The following is a 16924-nucleotide window of genomic DNA, read 5'->3' on the forward strand; positions in this document are numbered from 1 at the left end:
AGTTCCAACATGCCAAAAATGAAAACCAAGAGCGGTGCTGCGAAGCGCTTCCTGAAGACCGCTTCCGGCTTCAAGCACAAGCACGCTTTCAAGAGCCACATCCTGACCAAAATGTCGACCAAGCGTAAGCGTCAACTGCGCGGTGCCAGCCTGCTGCACCCGTCTGACGTGGCAAAAGTCGAGCGCATGCTGCGCGTACGTTAATTCTGGTTTAGATAGAGGAAGTTACTCATGGCTCGTGTTAAGCGTGGCGTCATCGCTCGTAAGCGTCACAAGAAAATTCTGAAACTGGCTAAAGGCTACTACGGTGCACGCTCGCGCGTATTCCGCGTTGCCAAGCAGGCTGTCATCAAGGCAGGTCAATATGCCTACCGTGACCGTCGTCAGAAGAAGCGTCAGTTCCGCGCACTGTGGATCGCTCGTATCAACGCCGGTGCCCGCACCAACGGTCTGTCCTACAGCCGTCTGATTGCTGGCCTGAAAAAGGCTTCGATCGAAATCGACCGTAAGGTTCTGGCCGATCTGGCAGTGAACGAAAAAGCGGCGTTTGCTGCGATTGTCGAGAAAGCTAAAGCCGTTCTGGCTTAAGTACCCGCGACAATCACCCGGCGGCGCTAGCGCCGTCGGGCATTGAACGTCATCGATAGGGGAAGAGCCTTCAAAGCTCTTCCCCTATTTTCGTATCTGGAGTCTGTACATGGAAAACCTGGATGCGTTGGTCTCCCAAGCCCTAGAGGCCGTGGAGCGCGCTGAAGACATCAATACCCTGGAACAGATCCGGGTGAATTATCTCGGCAAGAAAGGCGAGCTGACCCAGGTGATGAAGACCCTGGGCAACCTGCCAGCCGAAGAGCGGCCGAAAGTCGGCGCGCTGATCAACGACGCCAAAGAGCGCGTCACTGTTGTGCTCAATGCCCGCAAGGCCGCCTTCGAAGAAGCCGAGCTCAGCGCTCGCCTGGCTGCCGAATGCATTGACGTCACCCTGCCAGGCCGCGGCCAGGCCACCGGTGGCCTGCACCCGATCACCCGTACACTCGAGCGCATCGAGCAGTTCTTCACCCACATCGGCTACGGCATTGCCGAAGGCCCAGAGGTGGAAGACGACTACCACAACTTCGAAGCGCTCAACATCCCCGGCCACCACCCGGCCCGGGCGATGCACGACACCTTCTACTTCAATGCCAACATGCTGCTGCGCACCCACACCTCGCCGGTGCAGGTGCGGACCATGGAGTCCACCCAGCCGCCAATCCGCATTGTCTGCCCGGGCCGCGTATACCGCTGCGACTCGGATATCACCCACTCGCCGATGTTCCACCAGGTCGAAGGCCTGCTGATCGATCGCGATATCAACTTCGCCGACCTCAAGGGCACCATCGAAGAGTTCCTGCGCGTGTTCTTCGAAAAAGAACTGGCGGTACGTTTCCGCCCATCGTTCTTCCCCTTCACCGAGCCGTCCGCAGAAGTCGACATCCAGTGCGTGATGTGTTCCGGCAAAGGCTGCCGCGTGTGCAAGCAGACCGGCTGGCTGGAAGTGATGGGCTGCGGCATGGTGCACCCGAACGTGCTGCGCATGTCCGGCATCGACCCTGAAGAGTTCCAGGGCTTCGCCTTCGGCATGGGCGCCGAGCGCCTGGCCATGCTGCGCTACGGCGTCAACGATTTGCGTCTGTTCTTCGATAACGACCTGCGGTTCCTTGCCCAATTCCGCTAGGCCCAATCGACGCACATTCTAGGAGAACAGCATGAAATTCAGTGAACAGTGGCTGCGCGGTTGGGTAAACCCGCAAGTCTCCCGTGACGAACTGGTCGCCCGCCTGTCCATGGCCGGCCTCGAAGTCGACAGCGTTACCCCCGCTGCCGGCCAGTTCAGCGGCATCGTCGTGGGCGAAATCCTCGCCACCGAACAACACCCGGACGCCGACAAGCTGCGCGTGTGCCAGGTCAGCAACGGCCAGGAAACCTTCCAGGTTGTGTGCGGCGCCCCTAACGCCCGCCCAGGCATCAAGATCCCGTTCGCCATGATCGGCGCCGAACTGCCAGGCGACTTCAAGATCAAGAAGGCCAAGCTGCGCGGCGTCGAGTCCTTCGGCATGCTGTGCTCGGCTGCCGAGCTGCAGATCAGCGAAGAGAACGACGGCCTGCTGGAACTGGCTGCCGACGCCCCGGTTGGCGAAGACATTCGCCAGTACCTGAGCCTGGACGACGCCAGCATCGAAATCGGCCTCACCCCCAACCGCGGCGACTGCCTGTCCATCGCAGGCCTGGCCCGCGACGTCAGCGCCCTGTACGACACCCCGGTCACCCGCCCGGTAGTGCCAGCCGTACCGGCTGCCCACGACGAAGTGCGCCCGGTCGAAGTCAGCGCCCCGGCTGCCTGCCCGCGCTACCTGGGCCGCGTCATCCGCAACGTCGACCTGAGCAAGCCGACCCCGCTGTGGATGGTCGAACGCCTGCGCCGCAGCGACGTGCGCAGCATCGACGCCGCCGTCGACATCACCAACTACGTGATGCTCGAACTCGGCCAGCCGATGCACGCCTTCGACCTGGCAGAAATCAACGGCGGCATCCGCGTACGCATGGCCGAAGAGGGCGAGAAGCTCGTCCTGCTCGACGGCCAGGAAGTCGCCCTGCGCGCCGACACCCTGGTAATCGCCGACCACACCCGCGCCCTGGCCATTGCCGGCGTCATGGGTGGCGAGCACAGCGGTGTGAACACCGAAAAAACCCGCGACCTGTTCCTGGAAAGCGCCTTCTTCGAGCCGATCTCCGTCGCCGGTAAAGCCCGTTCCTACGGCCTGCACACCGACGCCTCGCACCGCTACGAGCGCGGCGTAGACTCGCAGCTGGCCCGCGAAGCCATGGAGCGCGCCACCCAGCTGCTGCTGGACATCGTTGGCGGCGAAGCCGGCCCGGTTGTCGAAGCCGTCAGCGAACAGCACCTGCCGCAAGTGGCCCCGGTCACCCTGCGCGCCGAACGCATCACCCAGATGCTCGGCATGGAAATGGACCCAGCCCAGGTCGAGCAGTTGCTCAACGCCCTGGAACTGACCACCACCAAGATTGAAGAAGGGCAGTGGACTGTCAATGTCCCAAGCCACCGCTTCGACATCAGCCTGGAAGTGGACCTGATCGAAGAGCTGGCCCGCCTGTACGGCTACAACAACCTGCCGGTTCGCTACCCGCAAGCCCGCCTGGCCCCCCAGGGCAAGCCGGAAACCCGCGGTGATCTGCCGACCCTGCGCCGCCTGCTGGTTGCCCGCGGCTACCAGGAAGCCATCACCTACAGCTTCATCGACCCGAAACTGTTCGAACTGTTCAGCCCGGGCGTAGAGCCGCTGCTGCTGGCCAACCCCATCTCCAGCGACATGGCCGCCATGCGCGCGTCCCTGTGGCCGGGCCTGGTCAAGGCACTGCAGCACAACCTGAACCGCCAGCAAGACCGCGTGCGCCTGTTCGAAAGCGGCCTGCGCTTCGTCGGCCAGCTCGGCGACCTGAAGCAGCAGCCGATGATCGCTGGCGTTGTCACCGGCAGCCGCCTGCCAGAAGGCTGGGCCAACGGCCGCGACGGCGTCGACTTCTTCGACGTGAAGGCCGACGTGGAAGCCCTGCTGGGCTACTCCGGCGCCCTGAGCGACTTCACCTTCAGCGCTGGCAAGCACCCAGCCCTGCACCCAGGCCAGACCGCCGCCATCGAGCGTGACGGCAAGCTGGTCGGCTACCTCGGCGCCATCCACCCAGAGCTGGCAAAAGCCCTGGACCTGGACCGCCCGGTGTTCCTGTTCGAGCTGGTGCTGGGTGACGTGGTCGAAGGCCGCCTGCCGAAATTCAGCGAGCTGTCCAAGTTCCCGGAAACCCGCCGCGACCTGGCTTTGATCGCAGGACGTGATGTAGCTTCTAGCTCGGTGCTTGAAGTAATTCGTGACAATGCAGGCGAATGGCTCACAGACCTCAGGCTGTTTGATGTCTACCAAGGTAAAGGCATTGATCCTGATAGAAAAAGCCTTGCCGTCGGCTTGACCTGGCAGCATCCATCGCGCACTCTTAACGACGATGAGGTGAACGCCGCACTGCAAAACATCCTCACCTCGCTCGAACAAAGGTTGAACACCACGTTAAGGAAATAACGGCATGGGTGCTCTGACGAAAGCTGAGATGGCCGAAAGGCTGTACGAGGAGCTGGGGCTTAACAAGCGTGAGGCCAAGGAGCTGGTCGAGCTGTTTTTTGAAGAAATTCGGCACGCACTTGAAGAGAACGAGCAGGTCAAGCTGTCCGGTTTCGGCAACTTCGACCTTCGCGACAAACGCCAGCGGCCGGGCCGCAACCCCAAGACAGGGGAAGAAATCCCGATCACTGCACGGCGCGTCGTCACCTTTCGTCCAGGGCAGAAGTTGAAGGCCCGGGTTGAGGCCTATGCTGGAACCAAGCCATAACGACGAACTGCCCCCCATACCGGGCAAAAGGTACTTCACCATTGGTGAGGTGAGTGAGCTTTGTGCGGTAAAACCGCACGTGCTGCGGTATTGGGAGCAGGAGTTCGATCAGCTCAATCCCGTGAAGCGGCGGGGGAACCGGCGGTATTATCAGCGGCAGGATGTGCTGATGATTCGCCAGATTCGCGCGCTGCTTTATGACCAGGGGTTCACTATTGGCGGGGCTCGGTTGAGGCTTTCCAGTGATGAGGCCAAGGATGAGTCGAGCCAGTACAAGCAGCTGATTCGGCAGATGATTGTCGAGTTGGAGGATGTGTTGGTGGTGTTGAAGAAGTGACCTGGGTTTTTGATGAGTGAATTTTTTTGAGAAAAAGCTTTCATTTATCAGGAGGTTAGGGTAGATTCTTCATCGTTCTCAGAGGTTATGAGAATGTAGTCGGGGCGTAGCGCAGCCCGGTAGCGCACTTGCATGGGGTGCAAGGGGTCGAGTGTTCGAATCACTCCGTCCCGACCAATATATTCAACAACTTAGCCACCTTCGGGTGGCTTCGTTGTTTCTGTGGCTAGTGACTTTTCGAGTGACTTCGCCTTTTTCCTCATCCGATCCTCCTCTTCAAAATTGTCAGCACCGGTCCGCGCGAGTCGGTGGCCGACACCTTGTTTGCTGCTTCTATCAGCTGACCAAGCTCCGCGCCGGAGTAGTGACTGGTCACGCTGCCGTTCTTATGGCCCAATAAAGACTTGCGGTCCTCTTCAGTAACGCCTGCTGCTTTCAGCCTCCTGCCGAAAGTGTGCTTGAGGTCATGAATGCGTATGGATGCGAACCCGGGATGTGCCGGCCGCAAGTGTTGCTCCTGCCAGAGCTTCGCCGCGCGCACCCGAGCTTTCTTCCAGGCTGAGTCGTTCATGCGATGCATCGCCGTACCGTTGTAGGGGAACACCCATTCCCGACTGATGCCGCGCTGACTATCGACTACCGACTTCGCCACGCTGTTCAGCACTACCAGGCGCTCGTCCCGGTTCTTGACCCCGGAGTTTTCGTGTCGGCCGCCAAATTCGGCCGGTATCAGAAACACGCTAGTGCCAAGCTCCGGTACGAAGATTTCCCAGTCCCACCTCAGCTTGCAGACCTCCTGCTCGCGGCAGCCCGTGTTCACCTTGAACAGGGCCATGCGCTGCAGGTGGTCCGGCAACTCCCCGAAAAGAATCGACTGCTCCTCCCAGGTCATGGGGTAGGGCTTTCGGCTCGCCTTCTTCTCTTCCAGCTTGGTCAGCAGCGGTATGCTGTCGAGCCAAGGCCTGCGTTCTTCGTCCCGCCACTTCCTGCAAGCCAGCGACAACACGCGAATCGCACGCTCGATCGCGATGTTGATAGTCCGGTTGCTCACTCCCTTCTTTATTGTCCCGTCCGGCAGAACGCTGTCCGCCTTTCGGTCCCGGATGAATGGTGCCAGTGCCTCATCATCGATATGCGTCAGAGGCAGGTGGCCGATGTAGTCATCCAGCTGGCCAAGGTAGGTTGCGGTGACCTTGAATGACGGCTGGTCCTTGTGCTCAATCAGGTATCGAGCTGCCGCGGCGCTGAACGTCTTGATCTCGCGCACGCCATATACCTTGCGCAACCGCATCTTCTCCAGGATGTGGATCAGGTACTGCTCGGCCTCTACCCGGTCAGTAGTGCCAGTGCTCTCTTGAATTCGCTCCCCCCTGTAGACTTTGTCGATTTTCCAGATGCCGTTCGGCATTTTCTGGAGCCCTGTGATTGCCTTTTTGGCCATGGAGTCTCCTTGGATTCCCCGGCCGTACTTCCGCTGCGGGGTCGATTGTTGTCCTGATTGCTGGCCTTTTCAACGGCCATGGCCTCGATGTAGGCGTCAGCCCAGGCATCCAGCTCGAGGCGGTCGAAGCCGATACCCTGTTTCCCGATCGGGAACTCACGAACATGCGGCCTGACGGTATTCTTGAATTCGTCCTTGCACATGCCGAGGTAGCCAGGCGCGTCTTTCGCGCGCAGGAACCTTGGCTGCAAGGCTGTCGGTGCAGCTGCAGTGGCGTTTGCCATGTGGTTCTCCTGCGGCCGATCAGGCCAAGAAGTGATGCCCGACCTTCGCCGCGCGGGCGGCTTCCTCGGTGCGGAACATGAGTCGGGTAGTGCTGGTTCTGCCCCAGCTGTTGTATTCGACGTCGACCCACCAAGCGCCGAACTTGCGGTACGGCTCGCCGAGGATCTTCGTGACGTAGCAGTCGATCATGTTCATGGATGGTCTCCACGCCGCCTGTGGCGGCAGGTTGGTGGTCAGCCGCGGTGCAGCCTGATCATTTTGCGGGCATGCTTGAGGGATGCCAGGTGTTCTTCCTGGGCACCGATTTGCCCATTGGCATCAGGCGTGGTCACGGCAACAAGGTTCTCAAGAGCGGCCACAAGCACATCGCGCTGTTTGCCTTCGGCCCGGCCGATATCCCAGAACTCTTTGCCCCAATGGCCTTCCGGCGGCGGGTTGCTGTTCTGCTTGCCGAAGGCCATGGCGCCGATGATTGCGTCACAGAGCAGCCGCTTGTAGATGTTCTCGCCATCAAGGCCCAGGCCTCCGCGCCGACGTAGAGTGCTCACGACCTCGTCGACGTTCAGGCCGCTATCCTTGAGCACAATGTCGAGCTCTGGCTTGTTCGGGGTGTAGATGACCAGGGCGAGCTTGGCTTCGGGCCAGAGGTCGGCCGCGATGCGCTCCAGGCAGTCATTGGCGGTTTGATGAAATTGCTGAGTTGCGGACATAGGGAATCCTCACCCGCGCATGTCGGCGGGCTTGAGTTGTATGGGGAGGGGTTAGGCTGGAATCAGCCGCAGCGGACGCGCGGCGAGTGGAGCGTCTGCGGACGAGCTGGGCGGACAGCCTCGAAGTAGAGGTTCCACATGTCGTACCAGGCTTCCTTCATGGTGGCGCCCTGGCCGGTGCAGCCCATACGGCGGCACCACCAGGAGCCGTTCCAGTAGGTCATGCGTGCTTTCATGGTCTCGGTCCTTTGTAGATCAGGTAGGCCATGTACATCAGGGGCAGGATCATGATTTTCGCTCCAAGATGCACCAGACGAGCGCTGCAAAGGCGCAGGCAATACCCAGTAGGTAGCCAAGAGCCTCCGGGCCATTCGAGCCGACGCCATTGGCCGCGATGAAGAACAGTAGCGACAGGATCAGGCAGAACTGGTAGTTGGTCATTGGCACAGTTCCTTCGGCACCTGGACGGTATCGCCGAGCTTGGCGGAGACGATGGCGCGGCACGCGGCGATCGGGGCGCTGTCACCGGCTTGGCAAAACTCGCCCTTGTCGGTGATGACCCAGCCAGCCCAGACATCGTCGGTGCTCTGGGGGCAATGCAGGCTGACCATGTGCTTCTCAATCATCGGCCCGCCCAGCGTCCAGTCTTCCCACGGGTTGTAGCGCTTGGTGTGCGCGATGGCCTCGCCCTGGAACCGTGCGAACACCCGCCAGGGCACGCCGTTGTATCCGGGCGGCTCCAAGTACACGTCCAGCCCTTCGGCCTTTCCTACTGCCCAGCCCAAGGCCTCGCCGACCAGGTTGGATACCCTCACTTCGATCAGGTCGGTCATGGCTGCACCTGCGCCGGGTAGGGCGGTTGGGTTGAGATGGACAACGAGCCGACCAGCGGAAGCCGCGCCCAGGCGCCAAAGTGGCCATGGCCAACGAAGTACTTGGTACCTGCCGCCATGGATGGCCCGAAGGCCGGAAGGCACAGCGCTTTCTTTGGCTTACGCCACCAGATCGCCCACCGCCAGTAGCCGCACTTCAGCTCCCAGCTCAAGATCACAGCTTGGTCTTTCGCGCCGTAGCACCACTTCAGTCCGATAAAGAGCCTTCCAATTTTCACAGTTGATACCTCTCATCAATCCAGCGCCCAGGCGCCAGAGCGGGTGTAGGTTCGGGTTGGGTTTCGTGCGGGGAGAGCTGGCGCTCGTTGCCGGCCTGCAGCTGGCTGTCGGGGATGCAGCTGATCGACGATTCGTTGAGGATGTAGCAGGTGACGCCGCGGCGGGCGTCGTGCTGCACGTCGATGTAGCGCTCGTTTGCGCTGGCGCCGGTGGCCAGCAGCAGGAGGCAGAGGGTGAGGCGGTTCATGCCTGGCCCTCCTGGCGCTCGCGCGCAACCATGTCGATGAATGCCGGGGGCAACTCAACGGCCTCGTTACCTGGCGACCAGGACAATGGCGGGCTCTTACGGATCATTTCGTTGAGCAGCTCGAGCGCAGCCAGCAGCTGATCGTCATTCACCTCACCGTCTTCCGGCAGGTCATCGCAGAAATAGTCGTCCGGGTCGATCTGGCGTGGGTAGTTCGGCGTGCAGAAGACCAACTTCAGGTCGGCCAGGTCGATCTCGTGCTCGACAATCCAATCGAGCAGGCTTTCTTCATCGAAGAAGTACTTGTCGCCGTCGTAGTGGGTGATTGGCTCGCCGCCCCACAAGCGACGCGGCATGGCGTCAAACCTGGCTGCATCGCCTTCGGCCTGGCAAGCCCGGCACCACCCCCGCGTTTCGTGAACTGGGTGGTCTGGGTTCTTCGCGCAATGGCGATGAGTCGACCCGCAGTAGCGGGCCATGTGCTCATCGTTGCCCCAGAACCGGCCGGATCGGTCGACCCAGCCGGTGACGGTCTGGATGCTGGCGGCTTCGGGGGATTCGTACATCACGACTTTTTCTTCGCGCACGGGGATTCCTTGGCCGCCATATCGCGGCAGTGAGTTGTACAAGTGGTTGTGTTCGGTACAAGAAAATCGGCCGGTGGTCCGATTCAGTTCTCAGGCTGCGATACCGAGATTGCGTCTCGCCTCGCTTTGGCTATGGTGAGAGTTCACCCGTGGCATACAACTAAAATCGTAGGAGGACGACATGAGGATTCGCGGTGAAGTTTTCTGGGAGTGGGCTGATCCAACGCTTCACCACCGAACTCATGACGAAGAACTCGAGGATGGAACGGTCATTGATGTTCAGGTGCGATTGTCGCGGACGGGTAACACGCAGATGTTCATTGGGGTATATGCCGCGAGTGGCATGGCCCTTCACGAAGAGGCGTTCGATTCCCGTCCCGGTGAATCCATGACCAGGGCTTTGGCCTGGGGCGTGGGTCGGGCTCGCCGTATCGCCACGGATACCCAGCCGAAATTCGACAAGATCGCCTGCTCGGGATAGGGGAAAGGGGTGGCAGCTGGGCGGAGTACAAATGTGCTCTGCTCTGCATTTTGCTTACCGGGCGGTGTTCGGCTGAAGAGCGAGACCCTTCACGGCCTCGCTATAAATCAATTTGATCTGATCCCACGGGATCGTGTGGCGCTGCGCGTACTCTCCCTCGCCATCGCATATCTCGCAGCATCCAGTTGGCTCCTCTAGTTCGCGGCACTCCGGGCATTCGCATGCAACCTCCAGCTTGAACTCACCCAACAACAGGGCCTTGGCGCCGTTCTCAGCTGTGAGCTGCCTGGGCATGAGGCAGTACCCATCAGGGATCGATACAGCCGGCAGCTCGCCGTGACGCTGGGTATCTTGGTGCGATTCCCGGTAGCCGGCCAAGAACAGCAGGTAGTCGCTGTGGGTGCGCTGGTCTTCGAAGCCGGTGGTGTCCTTGCGCAGTTCTTCCTCGCCCAGGCCGAGCGGGTTGAGCCTGATGAACACATCGCGTGGGTCGGTGTTGCTGGATCGGTTTTCTGTGGGCATGGGGATACCTTGAGCTGATTGATTTCTGGCTAGACTGAAAATCCGCATATTTGCAGAGGTAGTCGCGATGAAGACTCTTGCTAGACCGACCTTTGTGGTTCACGTCGGCGACGATGGGCAGCCTTGGATCTGCATAGAGCCGGGGCCGAAGTCGAGCCCAATAACTAACGGAACCTATGGCTTCCAGCTGGCTCCTGGTACTTCCCAAGCGGATGCTGAGCAGATCGCGAAGTATCTGGGCGAAAAGCTGGAGTACTTCGTCAAACTTTGAGCACTTGTTGCCTTCTACGCGGCGCGCAGTAGTGCTTCAATTACTCGCTGGCCCGCCAGCGGCGGTACCGCGTTGCCGGCCATGTGCATGGTCAGCCGGTGGTTGTCGGGGCACAGGGTGTCAGCCGGGAACGACATAGCGGCCAAGGCCTCGCTTGCGCTGAGCATCCGCATGCGGTCGCCGTCGACCAGAGCCCAGCGGTCCAGCGTGGTGATGGTGCCGATCGGACGGTTGATGTCGCGGCCGGTGGTGCCGGAACCCTTGCTGTAGTAGGGCATGATGAACCGGTCGCCGAAGCGCTGGCGGCCGTTGCGCACCCGGTCAAGCGTGGCCTGGGCCCGGCCCGGCTTCTCGATGGGCGACCAGCGCCCGGCGTCGAAGTCGAGGAAGCTGCTTGCCGGCACATGCCGCTCCTGCGGTAACTGCAGCATCAGCGGGGCCTTGCTGCGCGTCAGGACCATGAACAGGCGCACCCGGTGCTGCGGCACGCCGAGGTCGGCGCAGTCCACGATGTGCGGCGCACACTGGTAGCCCATTGCTTGGATGGCCTGCAACCAAGCTGGGTAGAGCAGCCAGTCGGTGAACTCCGGCACGTTCTCGATCACTGCTGCATGCGGCCGGTGGAACTCCAGAGCCGATACCGGCGCCCAGGCCGTCGAGCGCGAGGCGTCATGCTCGGGGTTGCCCGACTTCTTGCCGCGGGCCTTGGCGTGGCCCTGGCAGCAGGGCGAAGCCAGCAGGATGTCGTGCGCCGGCACCTGCTCCCAGCGCGCCTGGTGCAGGTCCTGGCAAACGTGCTGCGTGTCTGGGTGATTGGCGCTGTGCCATTCAACGGCTACCGGCCAGTGGTTTGCCGCCCAGAGAACCTGGACGCCTGCGGCGCGCGCGCCGGTGCTCCATCCGCCGAGGCCGGCGAACAAGTCAATTGCTGTGGTCATTTGAGAATCTCGTTCGGTTACAGGGCCAGCTCGGTCTGGCTCTCGCGCTGCCACGTCGGCGAGCTGGTGTGCGCTTCAATGCGATCAGCGATCACGCTGGCGCGCTGGCCGGCCGATGGCGGGGTGTACATGCCGAACCGGCTGATGCTGCCGCCATTGACCGCAGCGTTGGTGCTGTCCGCTGACGCCAGCGGTAGGCTCTGGAAAATCGCCGGGTCAAGCATCCGCAGGCCGTGCAGTCGGCACTGGGGGCGGCCTTGGTCGTCGCAGATGGCATCCATCGCCGTTCCCATGCGCTTCCACCACGCCGCGGTGCCGGGAGATCGCCACTGGCCGGAACTGCCAAGGGCGACCGTTCGCCAGGCTTGCGCCAGGCGCTGCAGCCGCTCGATCGACTCATGCATGTGCCAGACTGGTACGCCCGGCAGATGGCCGGGCCATTGCTCGAGCAAGCGGTCGTTGGCGTCTTCGTCACCGTCGATAACGTCAGGGATCAAGGCCCAGTCGAAGCCCGGGTGCCGGTGCCAGTCATCCACCCAGCGGGTGTAGCCCTCGACATCGACCTGTCCGCCTTTCTTCCAGACGGTGAACGCGCCGTTGTCGAACACGAAGGACTGGCAGGTCTCGGCGACTATGCCCATGTCGTCCTGGCGCGGGAACGGTACCAAGGCGTGCCGGCCGGCCAGCAGCCGGGCTGCATCCTGACGAGTGCCGCCGATCGGCGTGCCGTGGTAATGGATCATCAGCTTCGCCTCAGGTTGCTGCTCTCTTCAGCTAGAGATGTTGCCGCGGGAGTAATTCCGGACCTAACGGTCTCTACCTCGATTCCTTGGTGCACGGCGACGATTTCCTGATCACCCGGCAGCATTTCTGCCAGCGCGTCGGCAATTTCTTCGTGGTAGCCGGTCTTGAACTTGTCTGTCGCTGCTCTGATGTGCTCTACCGGGAGCATGCGATCAGTGTGAATGGTCAACCGGTAGGCGATCGTCTTCCCGTCTGAAGGACACTTCGCAGTGAAGGTGTGCCGATAGGTGTTGTTGAGGGGCATGGCAATCTCCATTGCAGGCGCCGCCCTCGCCGGGGAGGCGTTCATCGTTTGAGAGGGGAAGGCGCCGGCGGGCAGCGCCGGAGGGTCAAGCGGCGATCGGGTACTGCTTAGCCAGGGCCTGCTGCACTGTCGCGATGATGCGGCAGAGGTAGGCCCAATCCGGGTTCGGCTCCATTGCATCGGCGGGCAGATTCCACCAGTCGTCACCAAACACGCGGTGCATGAACTCGCGGTGGGCGCCGCCGCACTCATCGAGCGAGCTGGTGTAGCGAACATCTTCGGCCTCGTCGAGCAGGCTCCGGGCGTCTTCTGCGTCCAGATCCCGGTCACGCCGCATTTGCACGATCACCTTCCGCGCTTTGTCGGCCAGGGCCTCAGCGCTGAACCGGCGAGAACTCAGGGACCGGTCGAAATAGCCGATGATGTAGGCGTCGTGCAGCCTGCAGAAGAACTGGCCGATGGTCAGGCCATCCCACATGCCGCCCCAGTAGGCGTGCCAGGTCTTGTCGTAGCAGCTGACGGTGATCTTGCCCTTGCAGGGCGCGAGGTCTTCCAGGTAGACGCTGATCGGGTCGAGGTTCGGCGCCTCAGTAATCAGCAGCTTGGTGACGGTCGAAATCTCGATGTTCATGGAGTTTTCCATGCATGCGCCGCCCTCCGCGCTGGCGGCGGCATGGTGGCAATTTGGTTTGGGATGGGGTATTACGGGTGACCGGCATGGGGTCGGGCAAAAGGAGTTGTCGTGAGAAATCCAGTTATTGATTCTGTTTGGGAGCAGATTCGTCACCTTGAGATGGGCGGTGCTGCCGCAGCTCAAGCGAAGCTGCAAGAGGTGGTAAGTATCGGTCGAGCGATCCACGCCGCCCACGGAGAGCAAGTGGCAAACGAAATTATGGATTACGGGCTCATTGAAACGGCACTATATCGATGCCGGCAGATTCAAGATCATGAATTGAATGACATTGGCTACGATGAGCTGCAGATCTTCTACCGCTACGCTACATCAGCTATGAGCCGTGCACAGATTGTCATTGACACGCATTACTCCGAACTTGGGCTTTGATTTGATACTCGTCAGGCCCGTTCTGCGAGCAGGATCAGGCCGGTATCGTCCGGGTCGTTGCCAAGCATGAGATCTGGCGTGCGCAGTTCGCGGCTGATGCGGAACCGGTCTAGCTTTCGCGCCACGGAAGGGCTTAATTCAATCTTGTGGCGCGGAGGTTTGAGCAGCTTGACTGCTTCGTCTCGGGTCAGCTCATGCAGGCGATGAATCATCAGCGTCATCGCCTCGCCCTGTTCCTCGATCCCGGCCCACTCCATCAGCTCAAGCAGGGCCTGTTTAGTCCCTGGTCGAACCTTCAAGCGCAGGTCTTCTTCCTGCAGGCGCTCGGCCTTCTCGCGCCGGCGCTTGTCGCGCTCTGCTTGGTCCATCGCCATACGGCACCTCCTTCAATCCGCTGGGCGGTAGGTTGAACTGCTCACGCCGCCTTGTTCTTTGCAGCGCGCTTCGGATTTTTCTGTTCAATCTCAAGGTCCATGTCGTTCCAGCCGGCCAAGAACCAGGAGCCGTGGAACGTGTGAGAGGCGAATGGGTTGGCCAGCTTGCCGCCACCATTGCGGCGGCATTCCCGGCCAAGGTAGTAGACGCTGGGGTGCTCGCCGTGGTCGCTCATGGCCTATCCCCTATGCCGCTGAAGTGGGAAGCTGATCTTGAATGCAGCCAGGATTCGCTCCAGCTTGCGATTGCCGATCCCAAGTACTGCAGTTACCCGGCAGCGGGACATGCCATCGTCGCGCAAGGTAATGATCCGGTCTGCCAATTCCCGATCGGCAGCCTCTTGAGCGGCGGCGTCTTTCACTGACTGCACCTGGCGTGGCGGCTTGCAGAACTTGAACCCTTCGCGAGCGGCTACGCCCCAAAGCGCTCCCTTGGTCTCGCCCAGGAGCTTCGCTACCTCGCCACAGGTCATGGTCTTGGCGAGTTCGGCGATCTGTGCCGCGCGAGTCCTGGCGCGGCTTTGCTGCGGGTGTTCCGACTTATGCGCAGCAGGCTTGGCCCGCTTCGGCTTGGGCTCAGGGTGCTTGCGCTGCGGCAGCGGCCGGTAGGTGAAGCCCTCCAGCACGACGAGCTGGCCGCCAGACGCGAAGAAGGCCGCTTTGGCGGCCTCCAGGTCGATTGATTGGTTCACCCTTCACTCCTTTGCGCCTCGGTCAGGGCGGCATTGAGGTCTGCGGTTTGGCTTTCGGCCGGCTTGATCGAGAAGAAGTCACCGACAGCCGCCTGTCCATTCTTGATGCTGTTGAACACGCCGCGCAGAGAGGCGATTTCCTCCGGCAGGATCTCGTCCAGACTCTTGTTGAGGTAGGCGCGCAGATGCTTTTCGGTCACGCCTTGCTGGGCGAATGCGTCGACAAGGGCGCGGACACGGTCAGCTAGTGGCAGGCTGGTGTCGCCGGCCAGTGTCTTGCGGCACTGGAAAACGGCAGCTTCGACCAGATCTGGCGGAAGGATGGCCAGAAGGCGAGCCCGCAGGCGGCGACCGCCCATGTTCGCGGTTATCTCGTAGATGTCGCGCTCTTCAGTCAGGGCCTGGCCGCCGCCGCGCTTGTCACGGATGTGGCGCACGGTGAATTTCTGCGACGAGTAAGTGTTCGTCTCCAGGTCCCAGGCATAGGCCTCCATCTCACTGTTGCCCTGCTGGCGGCTCAGCTCGCGGATGCCGTACTCGATGTTGCCCCAGCAACGGGCCAGCTCTTCGGCAAGGCGGATAGAAGGGCCGGATACGGTTTGTCCGCCACGCGGGTAGGCGTACTCGCCGGAAGCTGCCAGGCTTGGCCGGCTGCACGAGTTCATGATCTTGCTGTAGGCCAGGGCCTCATCACGCGGGAATCGCTTGGCCAGCAGAAGCTTGCCCTGGGCTTCGGTCACGGCCCGGCTCTGTTCGATGTTCACAGTGCCGTGGTTCACGTGCTCCGCCATGCCGCGCGGGACGAAAGGGTTGTTCTCGGTCATAGCTTGTCCTTCGCCCAGTAGGGCAGCGTCAGTGTTTCGATGGCCGGCCACTCGTTGTGTCGAAGGCAGTCGGCGTAGACTTCGATGTTGCGGTGGTATTCGGTTCGGCCAGCGGCCTTGGCCTCGAAGTCCATGGTGAACAGGCGAACCGGGTACTTTCCGCATTCAATGCTGGTGCTCACGACCAGGAACACGAACGCGGCCGGCGCCTCGCCAAAGTGCGCTGCGTAGCCGTCGCTGTAGTAGCTGTCCTGAACGTGGTAGCGGTAGTCGTAGAACGAACGGGCAAACTTGCTCATGTCGGCCGTGGTCTTGAGGTCCAGAATCCAGCCAAGGCGCTCGATGGTCTTGTCTGGCCGGCAGCGGCACAGCACGCCTTCGCGCTCATCGTTCCAGTAGATGCTGGCCTCGGCATCCCCCTGAGTTTCGAGCAGGAACCGGGCATGCGGGTGAGCCATGACGCTTTCGCGGATCAGGCCAATCTTCCTGCCGTCCTCTGCCGACAGGACGGTCTGGCCGGTGAGCGTGGATTCGAACTCTTCCCACTTCTCTTTGCCGGCCTTGGTGTTGCGTGGTGCATCGGCTGGGCCGACTGCGTACTCAGCAGCGTACCGATCCGGCTCAAGCAGCAGGGCGTGCACTGCATCGCCCAGGTCCAGCGCCTTCTTCTTCTCCGGATCTTCCGGCGCCGCCTTGCTCCACTGGAACAAGGCCGGCGCCTTGGCGATCAGGTCGAGCTGCGACTTGGAGACACCTTCGCCGCCGTGGTACACCTCGTTGCTGAGGTCGCGGTAGTAGCCTGGTTGCATGTCTTGATCCTCAGGAGGTCAGCTTCTTGATGATTGCATCGCCGATCTGCTCTTCGATCAGGCTGCGCAGTTCCTCGCTGTTGTACCGAGCGATGAGGTCGTGAACGCGCTGGTGGATCATCGGCTTGAGTTCGTCTAGAGCCGACTGCATATGCTCGAAGCCCTTGCTCGCTGCGCGATCCCAGGCGTTCGGCGGGCTGAACACCGTCGACGAAGACAGGTTGTTGATGACGCTGATGGCTTTGTCTTTCAGCGTGGCCACCATGTTGCCGTCGAAGTGCTGGTCGACGATCTCGCCAACCAGGTAGTAGGCCGAGTTGCTGATGATGCGCTCGAAGTCCTTCTGAGCATGGGCGGCTGCGGCAGCGCTGAAGGCATCGGTCACGATCCGACGCTTATCCGACTCGCTCAGGTAGTCGTCGACGTTGATAGTTAATTCGGACATTGGGATACACCTCGCGCCTGGCCGGCGCCGTCAGTTGGAATAGGGGAATCGCCAGGTCACCCAGGCACGGAGGTACGCTCCAGGCCCTGGCTGCGGTGGATGGTTGCGCGCTCTCGCCGCTTACGCTCCCGAAGGGGTACGGTTATCTCCGAAGAGCCCGCCGTGCTCGGGTGCGTGTTACTCAGGAAGTGATGGAGCCAGCCCAGGCGCTCGCAAGCATCCAGGCGGTGCAGATGAATAGGGT

General features: G+C 61.3%; 30 protein-coding genes and 1 tRNA gene. 10 read left to right on the forward strand and 21 right to left on the reverse strand.

The features are described 5' to 3' along the window. The first annotated feature begins 9 nt into the window (after nucleotides 1-9). From rpmI to M1D87_RS10135, 7 genes are all read left to right on the forward strand, one after another. Nucleotides 10-204, forward strand: coding sequence for a 50S ribosomal protein L35 (gene rpmI, locus M1D87_RS10105; RefSeq protein WP_003250667.1), 195 nt, complete (start codon nucleotides 10-12; stop codon nucleotides 202-204). A 27-nt stretch (nucleotides 205-231) separates the two neighbouring features. After that, a complete protein-coding gene (gene rplT / locus M1D87_RS10110; RefSeq protein WP_003250671.1) occupies nucleotides 232-588 on the forward strand; it encodes a 50S ribosomal protein L20 in 357 nt (118 codons plus the stop codon). A 109-nt stretch (nucleotides 589-697) separates the two neighbouring features. Next, complete coding sequence (gene pheS, locus M1D87_RS10115; protein ID WP_013972006.1) at nucleotides 698-1714, forward strand: phenylalanine--tRNA ligase subunit alpha; 1017 nt, start codon at nucleotides 698-700, stop codon at nucleotides 1712-1714. 31 nt (nucleotides 1715-1745) lie between these two features. Next, complete coding sequence (gene pheT / locus M1D87_RS10120; RefSeq protein WP_085721281.1) at nucleotides 1746-4127, forward strand: phenylalanine--tRNA ligase subunit beta; 2382 nt, start codon at nucleotides 1746-1748, stop codon at nucleotides 4125-4127. A 4-nt stretch (nucleotides 4128-4131) separates the two neighbouring features. Beyond that, the gene (ihfA, locus tag M1D87_RS10125) at nucleotides 4132-4434 is read left to right on the forward strand and encodes an integration host factor subunit alpha (RefSeq protein ID WP_003250679.1); all 303 of its coding nucleotides are present in this window, start codon (nucleotides 4132-4134) and stop codon (nucleotides 4432-4434) included. Then, nucleotides 4415-4771, forward strand: coding sequence for a MerR family transcriptional regulator (locus M1D87_RS10130; protein ID WP_003250681.1), 357 nt, complete (start codon nucleotides 4415-4417; stop codon nucleotides 4769-4771). The genes ihfA and M1D87_RS10130 overlap by 20 nt, the downstream gene beginning before the upstream one ends. Before the next feature lie 100 nt (nucleotides 4772-4871). Then, nucleotides 4872-4948 (forward strand) — tRNA-Pro (locus M1D87_RS10135). An 82-nt stretch (nucleotides 4949-5030) separates the two neighbouring features. On the opposite strand, the gene M1D87_RS10140 is transcribed toward M1D87_RS10135, so the two are convergent. The 10 genes from M1D87_RS10140 to M1D87_RS10185 form a co-directional block, all read right to left on the reverse strand. Further along, entirely contained in the window at nucleotides 5031-6212 is a 1182-nt protein-coding gene (locus M1D87_RS10140) for a tyrosine-type recombinase/integrase (RefSeq protein WP_421091678.1), read from the reverse strand. Further along, complete coding sequence (locus tag M1D87_RS10145) at nucleotides 6098-6496, reverse strand: hypothetical protein (protein WP_421091677.1); 399 nt, start codon at nucleotides 6494-6496, stop codon at nucleotides 6098-6100. Before M1D87_RS10145 ends, M1D87_RS10140 begins: the two co-directional genes overlap by 115 nt. Before the next feature lie 19 nt (nucleotides 6497-6515). Beyond that, on the reverse strand, nucleotides 6516-6692 hold the full coding sequence (locus M1D87_RS10150) for a hypothetical protein (RefSeq protein WP_421091676.1): 177 nt from the start codon (nucleotides 6690-6692) through the stop codon (nucleotides 6516-6518). A 38-nt stretch (nucleotides 6693-6730) separates the two neighbouring features. Continuing rightward, the gene (locus tag M1D87_RS10155) at nucleotides 6731-7207 is read right to left on the reverse strand and encodes a hypothetical protein (protein WP_421091675.1); all 477 of its coding nucleotides are present in this window, start codon (nucleotides 7205-7207) and stop codon (nucleotides 6731-6733) included. A 62-nt stretch (nucleotides 7208-7269) separates the two neighbouring features. Beyond that, nucleotides 7270-7443 (reverse strand): hypothetical protein, encoded by a 174-nt coding sequence (locus M1D87_RS10160; RefSeq protein WP_421091674.1) that lies wholly within the window; start codon nucleotides 7441-7443, stop codon nucleotides 7270-7272. A 49-nt stretch (nucleotides 7444-7492) separates the two neighbouring features. Beyond that, nucleotides 7493-7648, reverse strand: a complete 156-nt coding sequence (locus M1D87_RS10165; protein ID WP_217190610.1) for a hypothetical protein — start codon at nucleotides 7646-7648, stop codon at nucleotides 7493-7495. Further along, nucleotides 7645-8040: a DUF2591 domain-containing protein gene (locus M1D87_RS10170; RefSeq protein ID WP_421091673.1), complete on the reverse strand. Its 396-nt coding sequence runs from the start codon at nucleotides 8038-8040 to the stop codon at nucleotides 7645-7647. The genes M1D87_RS10165 and M1D87_RS10170 overlap by 4 nt, the downstream gene beginning before the upstream one ends. Continuing rightward, on the reverse strand, nucleotides 8037-8258 hold the full coding sequence (locus M1D87_RS10175; protein ID WP_226342908.1) for a hypothetical protein: 222 nt from the start codon (nucleotides 8256-8258) through the stop codon (nucleotides 8037-8039). Before M1D87_RS10175 ends, M1D87_RS10170 begins: the two co-directional genes overlap by 4 nt. Nucleotides 8259-8314: 56 nt before the next feature. Beyond that, nucleotides 8315-8566 (reverse strand): hypothetical protein, encoded by a 252-nt coding sequence (locus M1D87_RS10180; protein WP_421091672.1) that lies wholly within the window; start codon nucleotides 8564-8566, stop codon nucleotides 8315-8317. Then, nucleotides 8563-9153 carry a hypothetical protein gene (locus M1D87_RS10185; protein WP_421091671.1) on the reverse strand — a complete coding sequence of 197 codons (591 nt, stop codon included), beginning with the start codon at nucleotides 9151-9153 and terminating at the stop codon, nucleotides 8563-8565. Before M1D87_RS10185 ends, M1D87_RS10180 begins: the two co-directional genes overlap by 4 nt. A gap of 181 nt (nucleotides 9154-9334) precedes the next feature. Here M1D87_RS10185 and M1D87_RS10190 point away from each other — a divergent pair, with 181 nt between their 5' ends. Then, the gene (locus M1D87_RS10190) at nucleotides 9335-9634 is read left to right on the forward strand and encodes a hypothetical protein (protein WP_421091670.1); all 300 of its coding nucleotides are present in this window, start codon (nucleotides 9335-9337) and stop codon (nucleotides 9632-9634) included. A 54-nt stretch (nucleotides 9635-9688) separates the two neighbouring features. Here the strand turns inward: M1D87_RS10190 and M1D87_RS10195 are convergent, their stop codons facing one another. Continuing rightward, nucleotides 9689-10156: a BTB/POZ domain-containing protein gene (locus tag M1D87_RS10195; RefSeq protein ID WP_421091669.1), complete on the reverse strand. Its 468-nt coding sequence runs from the start codon at nucleotides 10154-10156 to the stop codon at nucleotides 9689-9691. 67 nt (nucleotides 10157-10223) lie between these two features. Between M1D87_RS10195 and M1D87_RS10200 the strand changes: the two genes are divergently transcribed. Beyond that, complete coding sequence (locus tag M1D87_RS10200; RefSeq protein ID WP_421091668.1) at nucleotides 10224-10427, forward strand: hypothetical protein; 204 nt, start codon at nucleotides 10224-10226, stop codon at nucleotides 10425-10427. A gap of 14 nt (nucleotides 10428-10441) precedes the next feature. Here the strand turns inward: M1D87_RS10200 and M1D87_RS10205 are convergent, their stop codons facing one another. The 4 genes from M1D87_RS10205 to M1D87_RS10220 form a co-directional block, all read right to left on the reverse strand. Continuing rightward, entirely contained in the window at nucleotides 10442-11365 is a 924-nt protein-coding gene (locus tag M1D87_RS10205) for a DNA cytosine methyltransferase (RefSeq protein WP_421091667.1), read from the reverse strand. 17 nt (nucleotides 11366-11382) lie between these two features. Beyond that, nucleotides 11383-12108 (reverse strand): hypothetical protein, encoded by a 726-nt coding sequence (locus M1D87_RS10210; RefSeq protein WP_421091666.1) that lies wholly within the window; start codon nucleotides 12106-12108, stop codon nucleotides 11383-11385. Beyond that, on the reverse strand, nucleotides 12108-12413 hold the full coding sequence (locus M1D87_RS10215; RefSeq protein WP_421091665.1) for a hypothetical protein: 306 nt from the start codon (nucleotides 12411-12413) through the stop codon (nucleotides 12108-12110). Before M1D87_RS10215 ends, M1D87_RS10210 begins: the two co-directional genes overlap by 1 nt. 85 nt (nucleotides 12414-12498) lie before the next feature. Next, entirely contained in the window at nucleotides 12499-13044 is a 546-nt protein-coding gene (locus tag M1D87_RS10220) for a hypothetical protein (protein ID WP_421091664.1), read from the reverse strand. 111 nt (nucleotides 13045-13155) lie between these two features. On the opposite strand from M1D87_RS10220, the gene M1D87_RS10225 reads away from it, so the two are divergent. Beyond that, nucleotides 13156-13476, forward strand: coding sequence for a hypothetical protein (locus tag M1D87_RS10225; RefSeq protein WP_421091663.1), 321 nt, complete (start codon nucleotides 13156-13158; stop codon nucleotides 13474-13476). An 11-nt stretch (nucleotides 13477-13487) separates the two neighbouring features. On the opposite strand, the gene M1D87_RS10230 is transcribed toward M1D87_RS10225, so the two are convergent. Genes M1D87_RS10230 through M1D87_RS10255 form a run of 6 tightly spaced genes read right to left on the reverse strand, consistent with a single transcriptional unit; the run spans nucleotide 13488 to nucleotide 16680 of the window. Beyond that, complete coding sequence (locus tag M1D87_RS10230; RefSeq protein ID WP_421091662.1) at nucleotides 13488-13850, reverse strand: hypothetical protein; 363 nt, start codon at nucleotides 13848-13850, stop codon at nucleotides 13488-13490. Between the two features lie 41 nt (nucleotides 13851-13891). Next, nucleotides 13892-14086 (reverse strand): hypothetical protein, encoded by a 195-nt coding sequence (locus tag M1D87_RS10235; protein WP_137188324.1) that lies wholly within the window; start codon nucleotides 14084-14086, stop codon nucleotides 13892-13894. Nucleotides 14087-14089: 3 nt separating this feature from the next. Next, entirely contained in the window at nucleotides 14090-14602 is a 513-nt protein-coding gene (locus M1D87_RS10240; protein WP_421091661.1) for a hypothetical protein, read from the reverse strand. Beyond that, nucleotides 14599-15426 (reverse strand): hypothetical protein, encoded by an 828-nt coding sequence (locus M1D87_RS10245; RefSeq protein WP_421091660.1) that lies wholly within the window; start codon nucleotides 15424-15426, stop codon nucleotides 14599-14601. The genes M1D87_RS10240 and M1D87_RS10245 overlap by 4 nt, the downstream gene beginning before the upstream one ends. Beyond that, nucleotides 15423-16235: a PD-(D/E)XK nuclease-like domain-containing protein gene (locus M1D87_RS10250; protein ID WP_274079608.1), complete on the reverse strand. Its 813-nt coding sequence runs from the start codon at nucleotides 16233-16235 to the stop codon at nucleotides 15423-15425. The genes M1D87_RS10245 and M1D87_RS10250 overlap by 4 nt, the downstream gene beginning before the upstream one ends. A gap of 10 nt (nucleotides 16236-16245) precedes the next feature. Beyond that, nucleotides 16246-16680, reverse strand: a complete 435-nt coding sequence (locus M1D87_RS10255) for a hypothetical protein (protein WP_015269813.1) — start codon at nucleotides 16678-16680, stop codon at nucleotides 16246-16248. Nucleotides 16681-16924 lie beyond the last annotated feature (244 nt).

The organism is Pseudomonas sp. SA233, from assembly GCF_054792385.1.

Coding starts and splice junctions, on each gene's coding strand:
- rpmI (WP_003250667.1), top strand. CDS start 10: ATGCCAAAAATGAAAACCAAGAGCGGTGCTGCGAAGCGCTTCCTGAAG.
- rplT (WP_003250671.1), top strand. CDS start 232: ATGGCTCGTGTTAAGCGTGGCGTCATCGCTCGTAAGCGTCACAAGAAA.
- pheS (WP_013972006.1), top strand. CDS start 698: ATGGAAAACCTGGATGCGTTGGTCTCCCAAGCCCTAGAGGCCGTGGAG.
- pheT (WP_085721281.1), top strand. CDS start 1,746: ATGAAATTCAGTGAACAGTGGCTGCGCGGTTGGGTAAACCCGCAAGTC.
- ihfA (WP_003250679.1), top strand. CDS start 4,132: ATGGGTGCTCTGACGAAAGCTGAGATGGCCGAAAGGCTGTACGAGGAG.
- M1D87_RS10130 (WP_003250681.1), top strand. CDS start 4,415: ATGCTGGAACCAAGCCATAACGACGAACTGCCCCCCATACCGGGCAAA.
- M1D87_RS10140 (WP_421091678.1), bottom strand. CDS start 6,212: ATGGCCAAAAAGGCAATCACAGGGCTCCAGAAAATGCCGAACGGCATC.
- M1D87_RS10145 (WP_421091677.1), bottom strand. CDS start 6,496: ATGGCAAACGCCACTGCAGCTGCACCGACAGCCTTGCAGCCAAGGTTC.
- M1D87_RS10150 (WP_421091676.1), bottom strand. CDS start 6,692: ATGAACATGATCGACTGCTACGTCACGAAGATCCTCGGCGAGCCGTAC.
- M1D87_RS10155 (WP_421091675.1), bottom strand. CDS start 7,207: ATGTCCGCAACTCAGCAATTTCATCAAACCGCCAATGACTGCCTGGAG.
- M1D87_RS10160 (WP_421091674.1), bottom strand. CDS start 7,443: ATGAAAGCACGCATGACCTACTGGAACGGCTCCTGGTGGTGCCGCCGT.
- M1D87_RS10165 (WP_217190610.1), bottom strand. CDS start 7,648: ATGACCAACTACCAGTTCTGCCTGATCCTGTCGCTACTGTTCTTCATC.
- M1D87_RS10170 (WP_421091673.1), bottom strand. CDS start 8,040: ATGACCGACCTGATCGAAGTGAGGGTATCCAACCTGGTCGGCGAGGCC.
- M1D87_RS10180 (WP_421091672.1), bottom strand. CDS start 8,566: ATGAACCGCCTCACCCTCTGCCTCCTGCTGCTGGCCACCGGCGCCAGC.
- M1D87_RS10190 (WP_421091670.1), top strand. CDS start 9,335: ATGAGGATTCGCGGTGAAGTTTTCTGGGAGTGGGCTGATCCAACGCTT.
- M1D87_RS10195 (WP_421091669.1), bottom strand. CDS start 10,156: ATGCCCACAGAAAACCGATCCAGCAACACCGACCCACGCGATGTGTTC.
- M1D87_RS10200 (WP_421091668.1), top strand. CDS start 10,224: ATGAAGACTCTTGCTAGACCGACCTTTGTGGTTCACGTCGGCGACGAT.
- M1D87_RS10205 (WP_421091667.1), bottom strand. CDS start 11,365: ATGACCACAGCAATTGACTTGTTCGCCGGCCTCGGCGGATGGAGCACC.
- M1D87_RS10210 (WP_421091666.1), bottom strand. CDS start 12,108: ATGATCCATTACCACGGCACGCCGATCGGCGGCACTCGTCAGGATGCA.
- M1D87_RS10215 (WP_421091665.1), bottom strand. CDS start 12,413: ATGCCCCTCAACAACACCTATCGGCACACCTTCACTGCGAAGTGTCCT.
- M1D87_RS10220 (WP_421091664.1), bottom strand. CDS start 13,044: ATGAACATCGAGATTTCGACCGTCACCAAGCTGCTGATTACTGAGGCG.
- M1D87_RS10230 (WP_421091662.1), bottom strand. CDS start 13,850: ATGGCGATGGACCAAGCAGAGCGCGACAAGCGCCGGCGCGAGAAGGCC.
- M1D87_RS10235 (WP_137188324.1), bottom strand. CDS start 14,086: ATGAGCGACCACGGCGAGCACCCCAGCGTCTACTACCTTGGCCGGGAA.
- M1D87_RS10245 (WP_421091660.1), bottom strand. CDS start 15,426: ATGACCGAGAACAACCCTTTCGTCCCGCGCGGCATGGCGGAGCACGTG.
- M1D87_RS10250 (WP_274079608.1), bottom strand. CDS start 16,235: ATGCAACCAGGCTACTACCGCGACCTCAGCAACGAGGTGTACCACGGC.
- M1D87_RS10255 (WP_015269813.1), bottom strand. CDS start 16,680: ATGTCCGAATTAACTATCAACGTCGACGACTACCTGAGCGAGTCGGAT.